The following is a 15,253-nucleotide window of genomic DNA, read 5'->3' on the forward strand; positions in this document are numbered from 1 at the left end:
GTCGGGCAAAACAGGAGCATGATGCCATCATCGCCCCGGTTGCCGCTCGGGCGCTTCAACCCAGATTTGCTCTCCCGTGATCCTGACCGGATAGAGCCGCAACGGTGGGCTCGGCCAGCCGGCAGTGATGGCTCCGTCGCACAGATCGAATGATGCGGCATGGCGCGGGCAGAGCAGCCGCCCCGCCGTCACCTGCCCAAGACCGAGATCGGCTTGCTCATGCGGGCACGCTCGGTCGCAGGCGACGACATCGCCGTCGTTCCAGATCACGAGCATGTCGCGGCCTGTCACGCGAACAATTGTCTCTGCCTTCAGCCGGTCGAGATCGCAGACCGGAATCCATCCGGTCTCGCTTGCCCCATCATCCACCGAGGTAGGCTTTCCGCACATGCTCGTTCTCGATCAACTCGGAGCCTGGGCCTGACAGCACGATGCGGCCGTTCTCGAGCAGATAAGCGTGGTCGCACATCTCGAGCGCGGCGAACGCGTTCTGCTCGACCAGCAGCACCGTGGTGCCGGCGTCGCGAATGCCGCGGATGATCGCAAAGGTGCGCTCGACGATGTTGGGCGCGAGGCCCAGCGACGGCTCGTCGAACATGATCAGCCGCGGCCGCGACATCAGCGCGCGCCCGATCGCCAGCATCTGCTGCTCGCCGCCGGACAGTGTGCCCGCCGCCTGCTTGCGCCGCTCGGCGAGCCGCGGAAATTCCGTGTAGATGCGGTCACGATCGGCCGCGATTTCGCCCGAACCACGACGGAGGTAAGCCCCCATGTCGAGATTTTCCTCGACGCTCATATGCGGAAACACCCGCCGCCCCTCCGGACAATGCGCGATGCCGCTGGCCAGCACGCGCGGCGGCTTCGCGCCGGTGATGTCGATGCCCTCGAACCGCATCTGCCCGGAGCGCGGCGGCACCAGGCCGGAAATCGCGCGCAAAGTCGTGCTCTTGCCGGCGCCGTTGGCGCCGATCAGGGCGACGAGCTGCCCGGCCTTCACGTCCAGCGAAATCCCGCGCAGCGCGGTGACGCCGCCATAACCGCAGACCATGTCGCGGATCTCAAGCACGCGCCGCTCCATGTCCGAGATAGGCTTCGATCACGGCGGGGTCGTTCCGGATCACGTCCGGCGTCCCTTCCGCGATGATGCGGCCATAGTTGAGCACCACGATGCGGTCCGAGACGGTCATCACCATCGGCATGTCGTGCTCGACCAGCAGGATCGTGATGCCGCGATCGCGGATGCTGCGGATCAGCTCGACAAACCGGTGGGTTTCGGACGCATTCATGCCCGAGACCGGCTCGTCGAGCAGCAGCATCGAGGGCTCGGCCGCAAGCGCCAGCGCGACGCCGACGAGGCGCTGCTCGCCATAGGAGAGCGAGCCAGCAAGATCGTGAGCGCGGCGTTCGAGCCCGACCCATTCGATCAGCTCGCTCGCGCGCTGCCGCAGCTTGCGTTCCGAGGCGCGCGCCCCCGGCAGCCCAAGGATGGCATCAAGCAGCCGGACCCGGCCCTGACGATGCAGGCCGATCAGCAGATTGTCGTAGACGGTGTCGTTCGGAAACACGGAGGTCCGCTGGAAGGTACGGATCAGGCCGAGATCGGCGATCTCGTGCGGCTTCAACCCGGTGAGCGTGGTGCCCTGATAGGTGACATGGCCTGCGCTCGGTGTCAGGAAGCCGGTCATGACGTTGAAGGCGGTGGTCTTGCCGGCGCCGTTCGGCCCGATCAGGCTGACGATCTCGCCCTCGCCCACCGTAAAACTCATGTCGGAGATCGCGACCAGCCCGCCGAAGCGGACGGCGACCTGCTCGATCGTCATGGCCACGCTGCGCGCCGTCATCACGCCGGCTCCTTGGCGCCGGTTTCAGTGAGCGCGACCGGCGCCAGCGCGGTCGCTCCGCGCCGCCTGGCAAATCGCTGCGCGAGCGACGGCACGATGCCGCGCGGCAGCACGAACAGAATGGCGATCAACACGCCACCATAGGCGATCCACTGCGCCTCCGGCGCCATCACCGGCCGCAGCGCGACCGGCAGCAGCCCGAAGATCAGGCCGCCGACGACGGGCCCGGCCAGCGAGCCCTTGCCGCCGCTGATCACCATGATCACCATGGTGACGGTGTTGATGAAGGCGAAGACCTCAGGGTCGATGATCCGGATGTAGTGCGCATAGAGGCTGCCGGCCGCGCCCGCGATCGCCGCCGAGATCACCGCGGCAATCGTCAGCGTCCTGGTGACGTCGATGCCGACCGAGACGGCGAGCGTCTCGTTCTCCATCAGCCCGCGCATGGCGCGGCCGAAATGGGAATGAACGAGGCGCGCGATCAGGAGATAGGCGATGAGAGCCACGACCAGCACGAGATAGTAGTTCTGCAACTTGGTGCGCAGCGTCAGCTCGCCGAAGCCGGGCAACGGCAGTGCGAGGGAAGGAATGTTGGTCAGCGCCAGCGGCCCTTGCGTCAGCTCGACCCAGTTCAACGCAACCAGCCGGACGACTTCGGCAAAGGAGATCGTGACAATGACGAAATAGGCGCCGCGGACGCGGAACGAGAGCAACCCGACGAAATAGCCGCACAGTCCGGCAGCCAGGATCGCGAGCACGAAGCCTGCGACGGGCGGCCAGGGCGTGTGGACCAGACGGAAGCCTCCGGGCAGGCCGGCGTCGAAGCCGAGCGATGTCAGCGCGCTGACATAGGCGCCAATGCCGAAGAAGGCGATGTGGCCGAGGCTGAGCTGGCCGGTGAAGCCGAGCAGCAAATTGAGGCTCATCGCACCGACGACGAAGATGCCGGTCGTGATCAGCGCGTTGAGCAGATATGGATCGCGCAGCCAGAGCGGCACCGAGGCAAGGGCTGCGACGGCGAGAATGGTGACGACGATCCTCATCCGACGCGCTCCGCGCGCGCGAACAGGCCGGTCGGCTTGAAGATGAGGACCGCGATGATGATCACGAAGCCCATCGCATCGCGATAACCTGACGACACGTAGCCAGCGCCGAGTTCCTCGGCCAAGGCCAGGATGAAGCCCCCGATCACCGCGCCAGTGATGTTGCCGAGACCGCCGAGGATGACGATGGCAAAGGCCTTGACGGCGGCAAGATCCCCCATCTGCGGGAAGATCACATAGACAGGCCCGAGCAGAGCGCCCGCGGCGGCGGCAAGGCTGGAGCCGATCGCGAAGGTCGAGGTGTAGATCATGTCGACATTGACGCCCATCAGCGAGGCCGTGTCGTGATCCTGGAACGTCGCCCGCATCGCGCGGCCGAGGCTGGTCTTGTTGATCAGGAGGTACGTCACCACGATCAACAATGCTGCGGCGGCGAGGACGAACAGACGCAGCCAGGACACGGACACCGGCCCGAGCACCAGCGGCGCCTCGGGAAACGGCGTCGTCACCGATTTGGCAACGCCGCCCCAGATCCAGAGCGTGCCGGACTGCATCGCAATCCAGGCGCCGATCATCACCAGCATCGTGGTGTCGATGTCGGAGCCGCGCAGCGGCCGCAGCAATGTCAGCTCGATGGCAGCCCCGAGCAGCCATCCAGCGAGCACGGCGACCGGCAGCGCGAGGAAGAAGTTCAGCCCGAACTGCTGCACCACGATGAACATGATGTAGGCGCCGAACGTGTACAGGATGCCGTGCGTAAAATTCACGACGTTCATGATGCCGAAGATCAACGTCAGCCCGATGCCCAGCAGCGCATAGGTGCCGCCGAGCACGAGCATGTTGACCAGATGCTGGAGAAACTCGCTCAAGGCTGTTCCTGAATGACTCGTTCGCAAATGACAGCGCGAAGCTGCCGGATGAGGTCGGCCTGCATGGTTCGAGACGCCCGCTTTGCGGGCTCCTCACCATGAGGGTCTGAGATCTCGCCGCAAAACGCGACCTCATCCTGAGGGCCCGCCGCAGGCGGGCGTCGCGAAGGATGGGCCGCAGGCAAGGTGCCCGCCACGCTTTTCTTCATATGCGATAGCCCTGCGTAGTAAGACGAATTGCGATGTGCCGCCCTCGCCTGTGACCTGCCGACACAAAAGCCTGATGACTTTCTGATTGACTCGATCTCGCAGCAGTCTCCGTCACCTCTCCCGCTTGCGGGAGAGGTCGGCGCATTTGCGCCGGGTGAGGGTTCTATCCTCTTGGGGAATTCCACCGCGGAGACACCCTCTCCCCAACCCTCTCCCGCAAGCGGGAGAGGGAGCGCACCGGCCTCACGGCTCGCAATCAGACCTAACTTCATCATGCTCTAGAGCGTCTTCATCTCGACCTTGCCGTCGTTGATCTCGATCAGATAGACGTTCGGCTGGCTCTGCCCGCTCTCCTTGCCCTCGGGGCCGGACTTGCGGAACACGATGTCGCCGTTCAGGCCCTTGATGTTGATGTCCCAGAACGCCGCCTTGATCGCGGCGGGCTCGGCCTTGCCGGCCTTCTCGATCGCGGCCGCCGCGGTGCGGATGCCGTCATAGCCGCGGAAGCTCTCGGTGCAGCCGGCGAACTCGAAGCCGCGCTTCTTCCATTCGGTGATGAAGTAGTTGGTGGCTTCCGGGTTCGGGGTCTTGTCCGGGAACCAGGGCAGGAAGGTGGTCAGATGCATGGTGCCGTTGGCGGCTGCTCCCGCCTGCGCGATGATCTGGTCCGGGTTCTGCGAGCCGCCGGTGGTGATGATGCGCTTCTTCAGGCCCAGTGCGGCGGCCTGCTTGAAGATCAGGGTGAGCTGGTCAACTGCGGTCGTGACGATCACAGTCTCGGAATCCGAGCTCTTGATCTTGGAGAGCTGGGCGCTCATGTCCTGCGCGCCCTGGTCCATGGTCTCGACGAGGCCAATGGTGATGCCCTTGTCCTTCATCATCTTGCTGAAGTCCTCGGCGGTGCCGCGGCCCCAGTCGTTGTTGATGACGAGGAAGTCCACCTTCTTCAGCGCGAGCTTGTCGACGATGCCCTTGAACGCGGCGGCCTCGACCGCCGACGGCGGCGAGATGCGGAAGATGAAGGGATTGCCGGTCGTCGTAATCTTGCCGGAGGACGAGGTCTCCACCACCATCGGCGTCTCGTATTCCATCAGCTTCGGCATCACCGCAAGCGTCAGGCTGGAGCCCCAGGCGCCCATCAGCACCGGCACCTTGTCACTGGTGATGAGCTTTTCGGCGACGGCGGCGGCTTCCGTCGGGTTGCTCTTGTTGTCCTCGATGACAAGCTCGATCTTCTTGCCGAGAATGCCGCCCTTGGCGTTGATCTCGTCGGCGGCGATCTTGGCGCCATTGACGACATAGGTGCCTGACGCCGCGAACGCGCCGGTGAGCGGCTCGTTGACGCCGATCTTGATGGTCTGCGCGACTGCCGTACCGCCGAGCAAGGCCGTCGCCAGCGCGATTGTCCCAACCAGTCCGAGTGCTCGTGTCATGTTGTCTCTCCAAATCCCACGCTGTTGATCTCTAGCAGTCCAGACTTCGTCACTCTGCGGCGCCGGCACGCCGATCATTCCGCGCTACCTTTTCCGGTGAAGACGCGGCCAAACATGCGCGCCAGCCGGGCGCGCAAGACGTCTGAGACAATCGACCAGCCACTGAGCTCCGCCGCAGCTGTCTGTTCAGACGGCGCACCGGACATGTGGCGATCGAGATTGCCCGCGAATTCCGCAACCAGGCGCTTGGCGAGATCGCGCACCAGGCCGGGCCGGCCGACCTGCGCCAGCATTCCCGTGAGCGTGTAGCCGATCGCGAGTTCAACGGCGGTCGCCGCGCCGTCCTCCAGCGGAAGCAGGCGATAGCGGATTTCACCCTGCGTCGCCGAATGGCTGCGCTGGTCGGTGCCGATGCCGACGATGCGCCCGGAGAGCGTTGCGGGATCCCGCTCGACGCGCGCGGCGCCTTCAAAGGACGCCGCGATCGGCCCCAGCCTGACGCTGATCATGCCTTCGACGCGGTCCGGCCGTGGCGGCGCCGTCAGCGATACGCCCGGCAGGCAGGATGCGATGCTCGCGATATCGTCGAACATCGCGAATACTTTTGCCGGTGGATGCGGCAGCGTGAAGCGCTGGTCGAGGACGGTTGCCGGCGTGAAGTCCGGGATTCTGACCGGCGCGGCACTCTCCGATGCCGGTGCCAACGCTTGCCGCGCGGACCGTTCACTTGAGTTGGATATGGCTCGCCCCGATCCGGCGGGGCCGAGACTGGTCCGGCCGGCATCGGCTTGCGGCGCGATGTTGCGCGCACGCCTCGCTTCGATCACCGACTGCACCGCCCGTACGATCCCAACATATCCGGTGCAGCGGCAGAGATTGCCGCTGAGGCCGACGCGAATGCGCCGTTCGTCGGCGTCGGGCAGGCGCAGCACCAGGTCGCGCGCGGAAACCAGCATGCCGGGCGTGCAGTAGCCGCATTGCAGGGCGTGTTCGCGGGTGAAGGCCGCGCGCAGCTCGGTCGTCACCTCGTCCTCGTCGAGGCCTTCGATGGTGGTGATGTCGGCGCCCTCACAGGCCACCGCATAGGTGATGCAGGAGCGCGCCGGCACACCGTCGAGCAGCACGGTGCAGGCGCCGCAGACGCCGTGCTCGCAGCCGAGATGCGTGCCGGTCAGGTCGAGCTTGTCACGCACGAAATCGGCAAGGCTGGTGCGTGGCTCGGCCGATAACTCCACCGCACGGCGATTGACCTGAAGCGCGATCGTGGTCATGCCGCAGCCTCCAGGACGGCGCGCTTCAACACGCTGACATGGATATGGCGCTGCGTGGCGTCATCGATGCCGGCCTTTGCGAGCAGCGCGTCGGCGACGCGGGCGTCGAAACGCTGCTTGTAGTCGGTGGCGATCCTGCCGCCGAACAGCTCGGCCGCATCGGTGACGACGATCGGCGTCGTATCGATCGCACCGATCACGATTCGCGCCGAGGCGGCGGCGGGATCGACCAGGACCGCGCCGATGGCGTGGGCGAACTCGCCGGTCTTGCGGCAGCTCTTCGCATAGCCCCAATGGGCCGAGTCTGCTCGTGACGGGACGTGGACCGCCTCGACGATCTCACCTGTTTCTAGTGCCGATTCAAGGGCGCCGACGACGAAGGCTTCGATCGCCATCGTACGCGCGCCGGCAAGGCTACGCAGCGTCACCCGTGCCCCCAGCGCCGCGAGCGCCGAGATCCAGTCCGCGGCGGGATCGGCGTGGCTGAGCGAGCCGCCGATGGTGCCGCGGTTGCGCACTGCGCGATAGGCAATGTTGGTGGCGACGCCGCGCATGGCGCCGCGGGTGACGTCGGCGGTGCGGCCGTCCTCGATATCGGCATGGGTGACGAGGGCACCAAGCACGAGCTCACCTCCGGAAACCTCGGCTCGCTTGAGCTCGGCAAGACCGGAGATGTCGACGATCAGCTCCGGCTGCACCAGCCGCAGATTGAGCATCGGCCCCAGCGACTGGCCGCCGGCGATGATCTTTGCCGAGCCGCTGCTTGCGGCCAGCATCGACAGGGCCGCATTGAGATCGCGCGGGCGCTCGTAGCTGAAAGGAGCCGGCTTCATGCCGCGCTCCCTTCGGCCGCGCGTGCGGCCAGCACGGCTTCGACGACGCGATGCGGCGTGATCGGCGACTGCATCAACTCGACACCGAGCGGACGCAGCGCGTCGTTGACGGCGTTGGCAATGGCGGCAGGCGGCGCAATCGCCCCGCCCTCGCCGATGCCCTTCACGCCGAACTGCGTATAGGGCGACGGCGTCTCCATGTGATCGAGGCGTGCGGCCGGAACTTCGGTCGCACCGGGCAGCAGATAGTCGGCCAGCGTCGTCGCCAGCGGCTGGCCGGAGGTGTCGAACGGCATTTCCTCGTAGAGCGCGGTGCCGATGCCTTGCGCGAGTCCACCATAGATCTGGCCGTCAACGACGAGCGGATTGACCAGCACGCCGCCGTCCTCGACGATCACGTAGTCGAGGATCTCGACCTCGCCGACATCAGGGTCGACCGCGACGACGGCCGCATGCGCGGCGTAGCTGAAGGTGCCGCTGTCGCGCACCGGCTTGTAGCCCTGCGTCACTTCGAGCCCGCCGGGATCGACATCGGCCGGCAGGTCCTGCGGGCGGCGATACCAGGTGTGGGCGATCGCCTTGAGGCTGACGCTGCCATTGACGCCGCGTACCTCGCCGTCCTGCAACACCACCGAGGCCGGATCGTGTTGCAACAGCTTCGCGCCGATGCGCAGCGCACGCTCGCCGAGTTCGCGGCAGGCGGTGGCGACCGCACCGCCCGCCATCACCATCGAGCGCGAGCCCCAGGTGCCGGTCGAATAGGGCGTCATCGCGGTGTCGCCGAGGATGATGCGGATTTTTGCGACGTCGATGCCGAGCATCTCGTGCGCGACCTGGGCGAGCGTCGTCTCCATGCCCTGCCCGTGCGAATGCACGCCGACGCGCAATTCGAGGCCGCCGTCCGGCGTCAACCGCGCCGAGGCCTGCTCGTGCCCCGGCACCATCGGAATGCCCCAGCCGGCATAGACCGAGGTGCCGTGAGCGGCCTGCTCGCAATAGATGGAGATGCCGACGCCGACACGGCGGCCGTCGGCCTCGCCTTCGCGCTGGCGCGCGCGAATGGAATCGATGTCGATCGCCGCGATCGCGCGCCGCATCGCCTCCGGATAATCGCCGCTGTCAAAATGCTTCCTGGTGATGTTGTCGAACGGCATCTGTTCCGGCAGCACCAGATTGCGCAGCCGAACCTCGCCGGGCTCGAGCCCTGCCTCCGCCGCGACGAGATCGAGCATCAGCTCCAGCGCAAAGCAGACGCCGGTGCGCGCGACGCCGCGATAGGGCAGGATTGGACATTTGTTGGTGGCGACCGAGAAGGTGCGGCAGCGATAGGCCGGCATCTTGTAGGGACCGGGCAGGATGCTCGCGACCTGCGCGGCTTCCAGGCAGGCCGAGAACGGATAGGACGAGTAGGCGCCGGAATCCACCGTCGCCTCGCAATCGATGCCGCGCAGCGTGCCGTCACGATCGGCGTAGAGCGTGATCTTGTAATGATGCTCGCGGCAATTCGAGCTGGCGACGAGATGCTCGCGGCGATCCTCGGTCCAGCGCACGGGATGGCCGCGCTGCATGGTCAGCCAGGACAGGCAAACCTCTTCGGGCAGCAGAATGCCCTTGTGGCCAAAACCGCCGCCGACATCCGGCGAGATGATCCGGATCTGGCCCTCCTCCATGCCGAGGCATTCGGCAAGGCCGCTGCGCGTGATGTGCGGCATCTGCGCTGCGGAATGCAGCGTGAGCTGATCGAGCCGGCGGTCGAAGGTCGCAACCACGCCGCGGCCTTCGAGCGGCGACATGCATTGCCGCGCGGTCGAAATCTCGCGCGTCACCTTGATCGGCGCGTCGAGCGCTGTGGAGATATCGACCTCGTAATTGGTCTCGAGGAAGACGTTGTCGCCCCAATGCTCGTGCACCAGCGTCGAGCCGGGCTCGCGCGCCTTCAGCATGTCGGTGATTGCGGGCAGCTCCTCCAAATCGAGCGTCACGGAGGCCGCGATGTCCTCGGCCTCGGCCCGCGTCGGCGCGAGACACATCGCGACGAGCTCGCCGACCTGGCGCACCTTGCCGGTGGCGAGCACCGGCTGCTCGGAGATCTTGAAGCCCGGAAGCCCCGAGACCGCGCGGATCGGCTTGATGCCGACGAGATCAGCTGCCGTGAACACGCTGCCGCGATAGCGCTCGGGCACATGAATGCCGCGGATGCGCGCATGCGCCATCGGGCTGCGCACGAAAGCGACGTCCTGAAGGCCTGCGAGCCTGATGTCGGCGACGTACTGGCCGCGGCCGCGCATCAGGCGGTCGTCCTCCTTCCGGGGCAGCCGTGCGCCCACGCCCTGCCCGGACTTGCCGTGAGGAAACTCTCGCTCGTTGCGCAACTCCGCGTTCTCCCTCACCGCGCGGCCTTACGCCGCGACGGCCTGCGGCAGGATCGGTGCGACCGCGTCGAAGCGCGTGCCGGCGCGCAGGCAGAAGGCCGGCTGCAGCAGGCGCTCGGCGATCACCTCGTTCTTCTCGTTGTCGGTCAGCGCAAACCTGCCGTTCTTCTCGGAGAGCACGGAGACATCGGCGTCCATGCCGACCTTGAGCGCGCCGATCTCGGCGCTGCGGCCGAGCATTTTTGCAGGGTTAGAGGTGACCATGGGGACCACCTGCTCCAGCGACAGGCCGAGCGCCATCATCGAGCTCATCGCCTGGACCAGGCTGAATTTTGCCTGGCCGGCGAACGGATGGTTCTCCTCATCCTCGTGCTGGTCCGGCGTTCCGGCCGGCGCGGGCACATGGGTGTTGTAGCCGTGAATGTCGGCGCCGAGCGTGGTCGGAATGATGCCGGCGGCGATCGCCTTCTTGGCGAGGCGGTAGGAGAAATGGCTGCCGTGGCCGACATCGACCTTCAGGCCGCGGTCGAGCGCCGCCTGGATCACCGGATGCACCTCGCCCTCGCGATTGACGAAACCGCCGGGATGGCGCGTGAACGGATGAGCGAGCACGTCGCCTTCGCGCAACAGCGGGATCACGCGCGTGAGGATGGTGTCGGCATCCTCGCCATTGGCGCCGCTCTCGGGCAGGCCCCAGAGCTGGCCGAAATGCACATAGACCGGCAGGTCGGCACGCTTGCCGATCTCCGCCGCCATCTCGATGACGCGGATGCCCCAGCGCGCAAAGCCGCCGATCTCGGCGTGAGCCTTGATGCCGCGGACGATGTCAGAATTGGCCGTCGCCGCCTTGACGGTCGCGTCGATGTCGACACCATCAGGGCTGTAGAGCTGCGGATAATAATGCCCCTCCAATCCGCCGACGAGATAGGCCGACAGGAAGGCGTAGACGCGCGTATGGGACGGCTCGGCGATGAAATGACGAAAGCCCGGCAGCGTCATGCAGGACGGACCGCCCTGGTCGATCACCGTCGTCACGCCCGACTGCACGCCGACCATGTCGGGGTTCATGCCGAAGCGTCCCGAAACGTATTGATAGACATGCGCGTGGGTGTCGATCAGCCCGGGCAGCACCAGCTTGCCACCGACATCGACGACCTCCTTCGCACTGGTCGGCAGAATGTCCGGTGCGACCGCCGCGATCTTGCCATTGCGGATGGCAATATCCCTGATGCCGTCCACGCCCGAGGCCGGGCAGATCACGCGACCGCCTCGCAGCAAGAGATCGAAGCTGGCAGTGACGGAGCTGGCAGTAGAAGGCATGGCGCTCTCCTTGATCTCGCCGGCGGTTGCCTCCGCCCTCGAATTACGAAGTATGCTTCGTATTTTGACAAAAGCAAGCTTCGTGCCATGATCTGACGGTGGCGAGCGCACTCGAATCGAGCTAAGCGCGACGGAGTTCTGGGTTGGGAGAGCGTGCATTGCGGCAAGCACAGAAGCGTCGCAGCGGGGCCAGGACCGGGGCTAGGCATCGCCCCTGGCCATTGTCGCAACGCCCCGGCTATCTGATCCGGCGGCTGCACCAGATTCACGTCGCGCTGTTTCAGGATGCTTGCGGCGCGTTCGAGGTCACGCCGCTGCAATACAGCCTGCTCTCGGCACTGGCGGTGCGCGAAACCGCCGATCAGACCACTTTGGCGGCCGATATCGCCCTCGACCGGACCACGACGACCGGCGCGTTGAAGCGGCTCGCCGCGCGACACCTGGTCGAGCGCGCCGTCAACAAGGACGATCGCCGCGCGCGTCTGTGCCGGTTGACGCCTGATGGTGCCGCCCTGCTGGTCAAGATCGAGGGCGCGGCGCGGCAAGCGCATCGCGCGACACTCGGCGATTTGAACGAGCGGGAGCAGGCGCTCTTCATCGAAATGATGCAGCGCATCGTGGCCGGCAACCCAATCCGCGACAGCGCCGCTGCCCTATTCGATTAGCGGCACCTGCTGCAGTTTTGAGTGGGGCTGCTCAATTTATCATCGTACCGCTGCTCGGCCGTGCAACGCCTTTCGCCTCTTGCCGGCAAGCTCGAGCCGAGACGCACTGCTTCAAACTTGCAGCGGCAAGCTGGCGCGTGACGTCGAAGCGCGCTTGAAATTTCAAGTGCAATCCGGCACGAGGCGCGTTCCCTCCGGCATCGGCGTACGCCCTGTTCCAGCGGCTTCACAACCAATGGCACGATTTATGCTGCGATGATGCGAAGCGTGCTTCGTATTGGGGGATGTCATGACGGATTCCGAACTTCGCGCTGATATTCACAGCATTGAACCAATTCCGGATGCGGACCGGGACTCGACCGGCCCGCAGCAGATGTGGATCTGGGCCGGCGCCAACATCGCGCCGGTCAACTGGGCGCTCGGTGCGCTCGGCATCATTCTCAAACTCGGCCTGATGGAGACGATCGCGGTCATCGTGCTCGGCAACATCGTGGGCTGCGCGATCTTCGCGACCTTCACGGTGATGGGGCACAAGACCGGCGTCAACCAGATGGTCTTGAGCCGGTCCGCCTTCGGCGTCCGCGGCGCCTACCTGCCCAGCATCCTGATGTTCGTGATGACGCTGGGCTGGATCGGCGTGAACACCTACTTCCCCGTGAAGGTCTCGATGGGCATCCTCGGCCAGTTCGGCATGCCCGACACCTGGTTCATCGAGATCGTCGTCATCACGCTGGTGATGGCCGCGCAGGTCCTGATCGGCATCTACGGCTTCTACGCGATCCGCACCTTCGAGAAATACACGGTGCCGCCGACCATCGCCATCATGGTGCTGATGAGCGTGCTGGCCTGGACGCGTCCCGGCGTCGTCAACTGGGGCCTCACCACCTCGCTGCCGCCCGGCGCGCATCTGGCGATGCTGACCCTGCTGATGACCGCGATCGGCGTCGGCTGGGGCATCTCCTGGGTGACCTGGGCCTCCGACTATTCGCGCTTCGTGCCGAAGAGCGTGTCGTCGAAATCCGTGTTCTGGTACAGCTATATCGGCATGTTCGTGCCGACGGTCTGGCTCGGCATTCTCGGCGCGACCATCGCCTCGACCACGCTGGACACCGATCCCGCCAAGATGGTGAGCGCGGTGTTCGGCGGACCGGTCAGCATCCTCGTGCTGCTGATGGTGCTGCATGGCCCGATCGCCACCAACATCCTCAACGTCTATTCGGCGACGCTGGCTGCGCTGAGCGCGGGGCTGAAATTCTCGCGCTTCTGGCTCACCGTCATCGTCGGCGTCGCCGGCTATCTGGTCACGCTGTATTTCATCTTCGCGCCATCCTTTGCGAAGGCGTTCGACAACTGGATGATCAGCCTCTTGTTGTGGATGAGCCCGTGGGCCGGCGTGGTACTGGCGGACTTCTTCATCAAGCGGAAAGGCAAGATCGACGTCGCCGAGCTCTATCGCTCGCCCGAGACCAGCGCCTATGGCGACATCAACTGGGCCGGCATGATCGCCTTCTTCGCGGGCCTCGTCGCCGGATGGCTGGTGGAAGACGGCCTCGTCGGTGCGCTCCAGGGACCGATCTCGATCAACCTGCTCGGCGGCGCCGATCTGAGCTGGCTGTTCGGCATCGGAGTGGCGAGCCTCGTCTATCTCGGGCTCGGCAAGCTCGTGACGTCGCCCTCCTCGATTGTTGCCAGCAGCGCAGGCAGGTAGCGGCGGGCCAAATCGATGGACTTCGTTCTGCGATCCACACCCGGCAACGTCCAGTGGGGACTCTGGGATGGACGGCTGAAGCCGGTGCTCCGGATCGCGTCCGGAGACCGGGTGACCATCGAGACCCTCTCGGGCGAGCCGGACGACCTGCCCGATCCGTCGCTCGGCTTTGATAGCGTTCCCGGACATGCGGAGGTGCTGGCGAGTACCTTCCGCGGTCCGGGGCCGCATCTCCTCACCGGTCCCGTCTACATCGAGGGCGCCGAGCCCGGCGACGTGCTCGAAGTGCGCGTCCAGAGCATCGAGCTGCGCTGCAATTGGGGCTGGAATATCCAGGTCCCGACGCTCGGCACGTTGCCGGAGGATTTCCCCGAGTTCCGCCGCATCCACATTCCCTTGGACCGCGCGCGCAATGTCGCAAAACTGCCCTGGGGGCAGGAGCTGCCGCTCTCCCCGTTCTTCGGCAATTTCGGCGTCGCGCCGCCGCCGGGCTGGGGCCGGTTGTCATCGAAGGAGCCGCGGGCGTTCGGCGGCAACATGGACAACAAGGAGCTCGTCGCCGGCAGCACGCTGTATTTCCCCGTGTTCGTGCCCGGCGCGCTGTTCTCGGCCGGCGACGGCCACGCGCTGCAGGGCGACGGCGAAGTCTGTCTCACCGCGATCGAGGCCGCGCTGACAGGCACCTTCGAATTCCACGTCCGCCGCGATCTCAGGCTAACCTCGCCGCGCGCGGAGACCGCGTCGGACTGGATCACGATGGGCTTCGACGAGGATCTCGACGATGCCGCCAAGGCCGCCTTGCGCGACATGATCGCGCTGATCCGTGAAAAGAGCGGCCTCAGCGCGCAGGATGCCTATACGCTCTGCTCGATCGCCGCGGACCTCAGGGTCACGCAGCTGGTCGATGGCAACAAGGGCATTCACTGCGTGCTGGCGAAGTCCCGCATGCCCCTGAAGCAAATCTAGGCCCGATCGTTCCAGACCGCATCGATCTCGACGATGCCGGCGGCCTCGAACAGGCTCTTCATCCCCGCCACATCGTAAAGCGTCTGGCCCTCGTCGAGCCGCCGCTTGATCTCCGCCTCCTTCGCCACCCGCGCCTCGGCATTGCGAACGGCAGCCTCGACCTGAGCAGGCGGGATCGCCATGACGCCGTCGGCATCGCCGACGATCAGGTCGCCCGGATTGACAGTCACGCCTGATACGACCACGGGCACATTGACCGCGCCCGGGCCGCGCTTGCCGGGATAGGACACGGAGATGCAGGAGGCGAACACCGGAAACGCCATCTCGGTGATCTGCAGGGAGTCCCGCATCGCGCCGTCGATCACGGCGCCGCCCAGTTTCCTGATCCGGCTGTAATAGGTCGCGATCTCGCCCCACAGCGCGCCCTGCGGCGAGCCGCCATTGGTCAGCACGAGAATGTCGCCGGGCGCGGCGACCCGGAAGGCCGCATGCAGCATGAGATTGTCGCCGGGAAAATTGAACGAGGTGATCGCCTGGCCGCAGATCCGGGCCGTCGAGAACAGCGCGCGCATCTGCGGCTGCATCAGGCATTGCCGCCCGACGACCGCGCCCAATCCCTCATGCAGATCGGCGACATTGATGCGGCTGGCACGCGCGATCAGCGCGGGATCGAGTCGGGGAATTCGTGTGTAGACGACTGATTGCACTATGATGTCCTTTCC

At 65.8% G+C, this 15,253-nt stretch carries 14 protein-coding genes; 3 read left to right on the forward strand and 11 right to left on the reverse strand.

Annotated features, from left to right (window positions below):
• Positions 1-27 precede the first annotated feature (27 nt).
• From AC1RR3_RS20450 to AC1RR3_RS20495, 10 genes are all read right to left on the reverse strand, one after another.
• Positions 28-390 (reverse strand): Rieske (2Fe-2S) protein, encoded by a 363-nt coding sequence (locus AC1RR3_RS20450; protein WP_492824910.1) that lies wholly within the window; start codon positions 388-390, stop codon positions 28-30.
• On the reverse strand, positions 362-1,066 hold the full coding sequence (locus AC1RR3_RS20455; RefSeq protein ID WP_492824911.1) for an ABC transporter ATP-binding protein: 705 nt from the start codon (positions 1,064-1,066) through the stop codon (positions 362-364). Before AC1RR3_RS20455 ends, AC1RR3_RS20450 begins: the two co-directional genes overlap by 29 nt.
• Complete coding sequence (locus tag AC1RR3_RS20460) at positions 1,059-1,841, reverse strand: ABC transporter ATP-binding protein (RefSeq protein ID WP_492824912.1); 783 nt, start codon at positions 1,839-1,841, stop codon at positions 1,059-1,061. Before AC1RR3_RS20460 ends, AC1RR3_RS20455 begins: the two co-directional genes overlap by 8 nt.
• Complete coding sequence (locus AC1RR3_RS20465) at positions 1,841-2,884, reverse strand: branched-chain amino acid ABC transporter permease (RefSeq protein WP_492824913.1); 1,044 nt, start codon at positions 2,882-2,884, stop codon at positions 1,841-1,843. Before AC1RR3_RS20465 ends, AC1RR3_RS20460 begins: the two co-directional genes overlap by 1 nt.
• Positions 2,881-3,753 carry a branched-chain amino acid ABC transporter permease gene (locus AC1RR3_RS20470; RefSeq protein ID WP_492824914.1) on the reverse strand — a complete coding sequence of 291 codons (873 nt, stop codon included), beginning with the start codon at positions 3,751-3,753 and terminating at the stop codon, positions 2,881-2,883. Before AC1RR3_RS20470 ends, AC1RR3_RS20465 begins: the two co-directional genes overlap by 4 nt.
• A gap of 488 nt (positions 3,754-4,241) precedes the next feature.
• Positions 4,242-5,396: an ABC transporter substrate-binding protein gene (locus AC1RR3_RS20475; protein WP_492824915.1), complete on the reverse strand. Its 1,155-nt coding sequence runs from the start codon at positions 5,394-5,396 to the stop codon at positions 4,242-4,244.
• 74 nt (positions 5,397-5,470) lie between these two features.
• The gene (locus AC1RR3_RS20480; protein ID WP_492824916.1) at positions 5,471-6,667 is read right to left on the reverse strand and encodes a xanthine dehydrogenase family Fe-S subunit; all 1,197 of its coding nucleotides are present in this window, start codon (positions 6,665-6,667) and stop codon (positions 5,471-5,473) included.
• Positions 6,664-7,500: an FAD binding domain-containing protein gene (locus tag AC1RR3_RS20485; RefSeq protein ID WP_492824917.1), complete on the reverse strand. Its 837-nt coding sequence runs from the start codon at positions 7,498-7,500 to the stop codon at positions 6,664-6,666. The genes AC1RR3_RS20480 and AC1RR3_RS20485 overlap by 4 nt, the downstream gene beginning before the upstream one ends.
• Positions 7,497-9,890 (reverse strand): xanthine dehydrogenase family protein molybdopterin-binding subunit, encoded by a 2,394-nt coding sequence (locus AC1RR3_RS20490; protein ID WP_492824918.1) that lies wholly within the window; start codon positions 9,888-9,890, stop codon positions 7,497-7,499. Before AC1RR3_RS20490 ends, AC1RR3_RS20485 begins: the two co-directional genes overlap by 4 nt.
• 9 nt (positions 9,891-9,899) lie before the next feature.
• Entirely contained in the window at positions 9,900-11,192 is a 1,293-nt protein-coding gene (locus AC1RR3_RS20495) for an amidohydrolase/deacetylase family metallohydrolase (protein ID WP_492824920.1), read from the reverse strand.
• A 221-nt stretch (positions 11,193-11,413) separates the two neighbouring features.
• On the opposite strand from AC1RR3_RS20495, the gene AC1RR3_RS20500 reads away from it, so the two are divergent.
• The 3 genes from AC1RR3_RS20500 (at position 11,414) to AC1RR3_RS20510 (ending at position 14,531) form a co-directional block, all read left to right on the forward strand.
• Positions 11,414-11,857: a MarR family winged helix-turn-helix transcriptional regulator gene (locus AC1RR3_RS20500; RefSeq protein WP_492824921.1), complete on the forward strand. Its 444-nt coding sequence runs from the start codon at positions 11,414-11,416 to the stop codon at positions 11,855-11,857.
• Between the two features lie 289 nt (positions 11,858-12,146).
• Positions 12,147-13,565, forward strand: coding sequence for a cytosine permease (locus tag AC1RR3_RS20505; protein WP_492824922.1), 1,419 nt, complete (start codon positions 12,147-12,149; stop codon positions 13,563-13,565).
• 15 nt (positions 13,566-13,580) lie between these two features.
• A complete protein-coding gene (locus tag AC1RR3_RS20510; protein WP_492824923.1) occupies positions 13,581-14,531 on the forward strand; it encodes an acetamidase/formamidase family protein in 951 nt (316 codons plus the stop codon).
• Here AC1RR3_RS20510 and AC1RR3_RS20515 read toward each other — a convergent pair.
• Entirely contained in the window at positions 14,528-15,238 is a 711-nt protein-coding gene (locus AC1RR3_RS20515; protein WP_492824924.1) for an RraA family protein, read from the reverse strand. The genes AC1RR3_RS20510 and AC1RR3_RS20515 overlap by 4 nt on opposite strands.
• Positions 15,239-15,253 lie beyond the last annotated feature (15 nt).

The sequence above is a fragment of the Bradyrhizobium sp. GW821-FHT13H05 genome, from assembly GCF_058804065.1.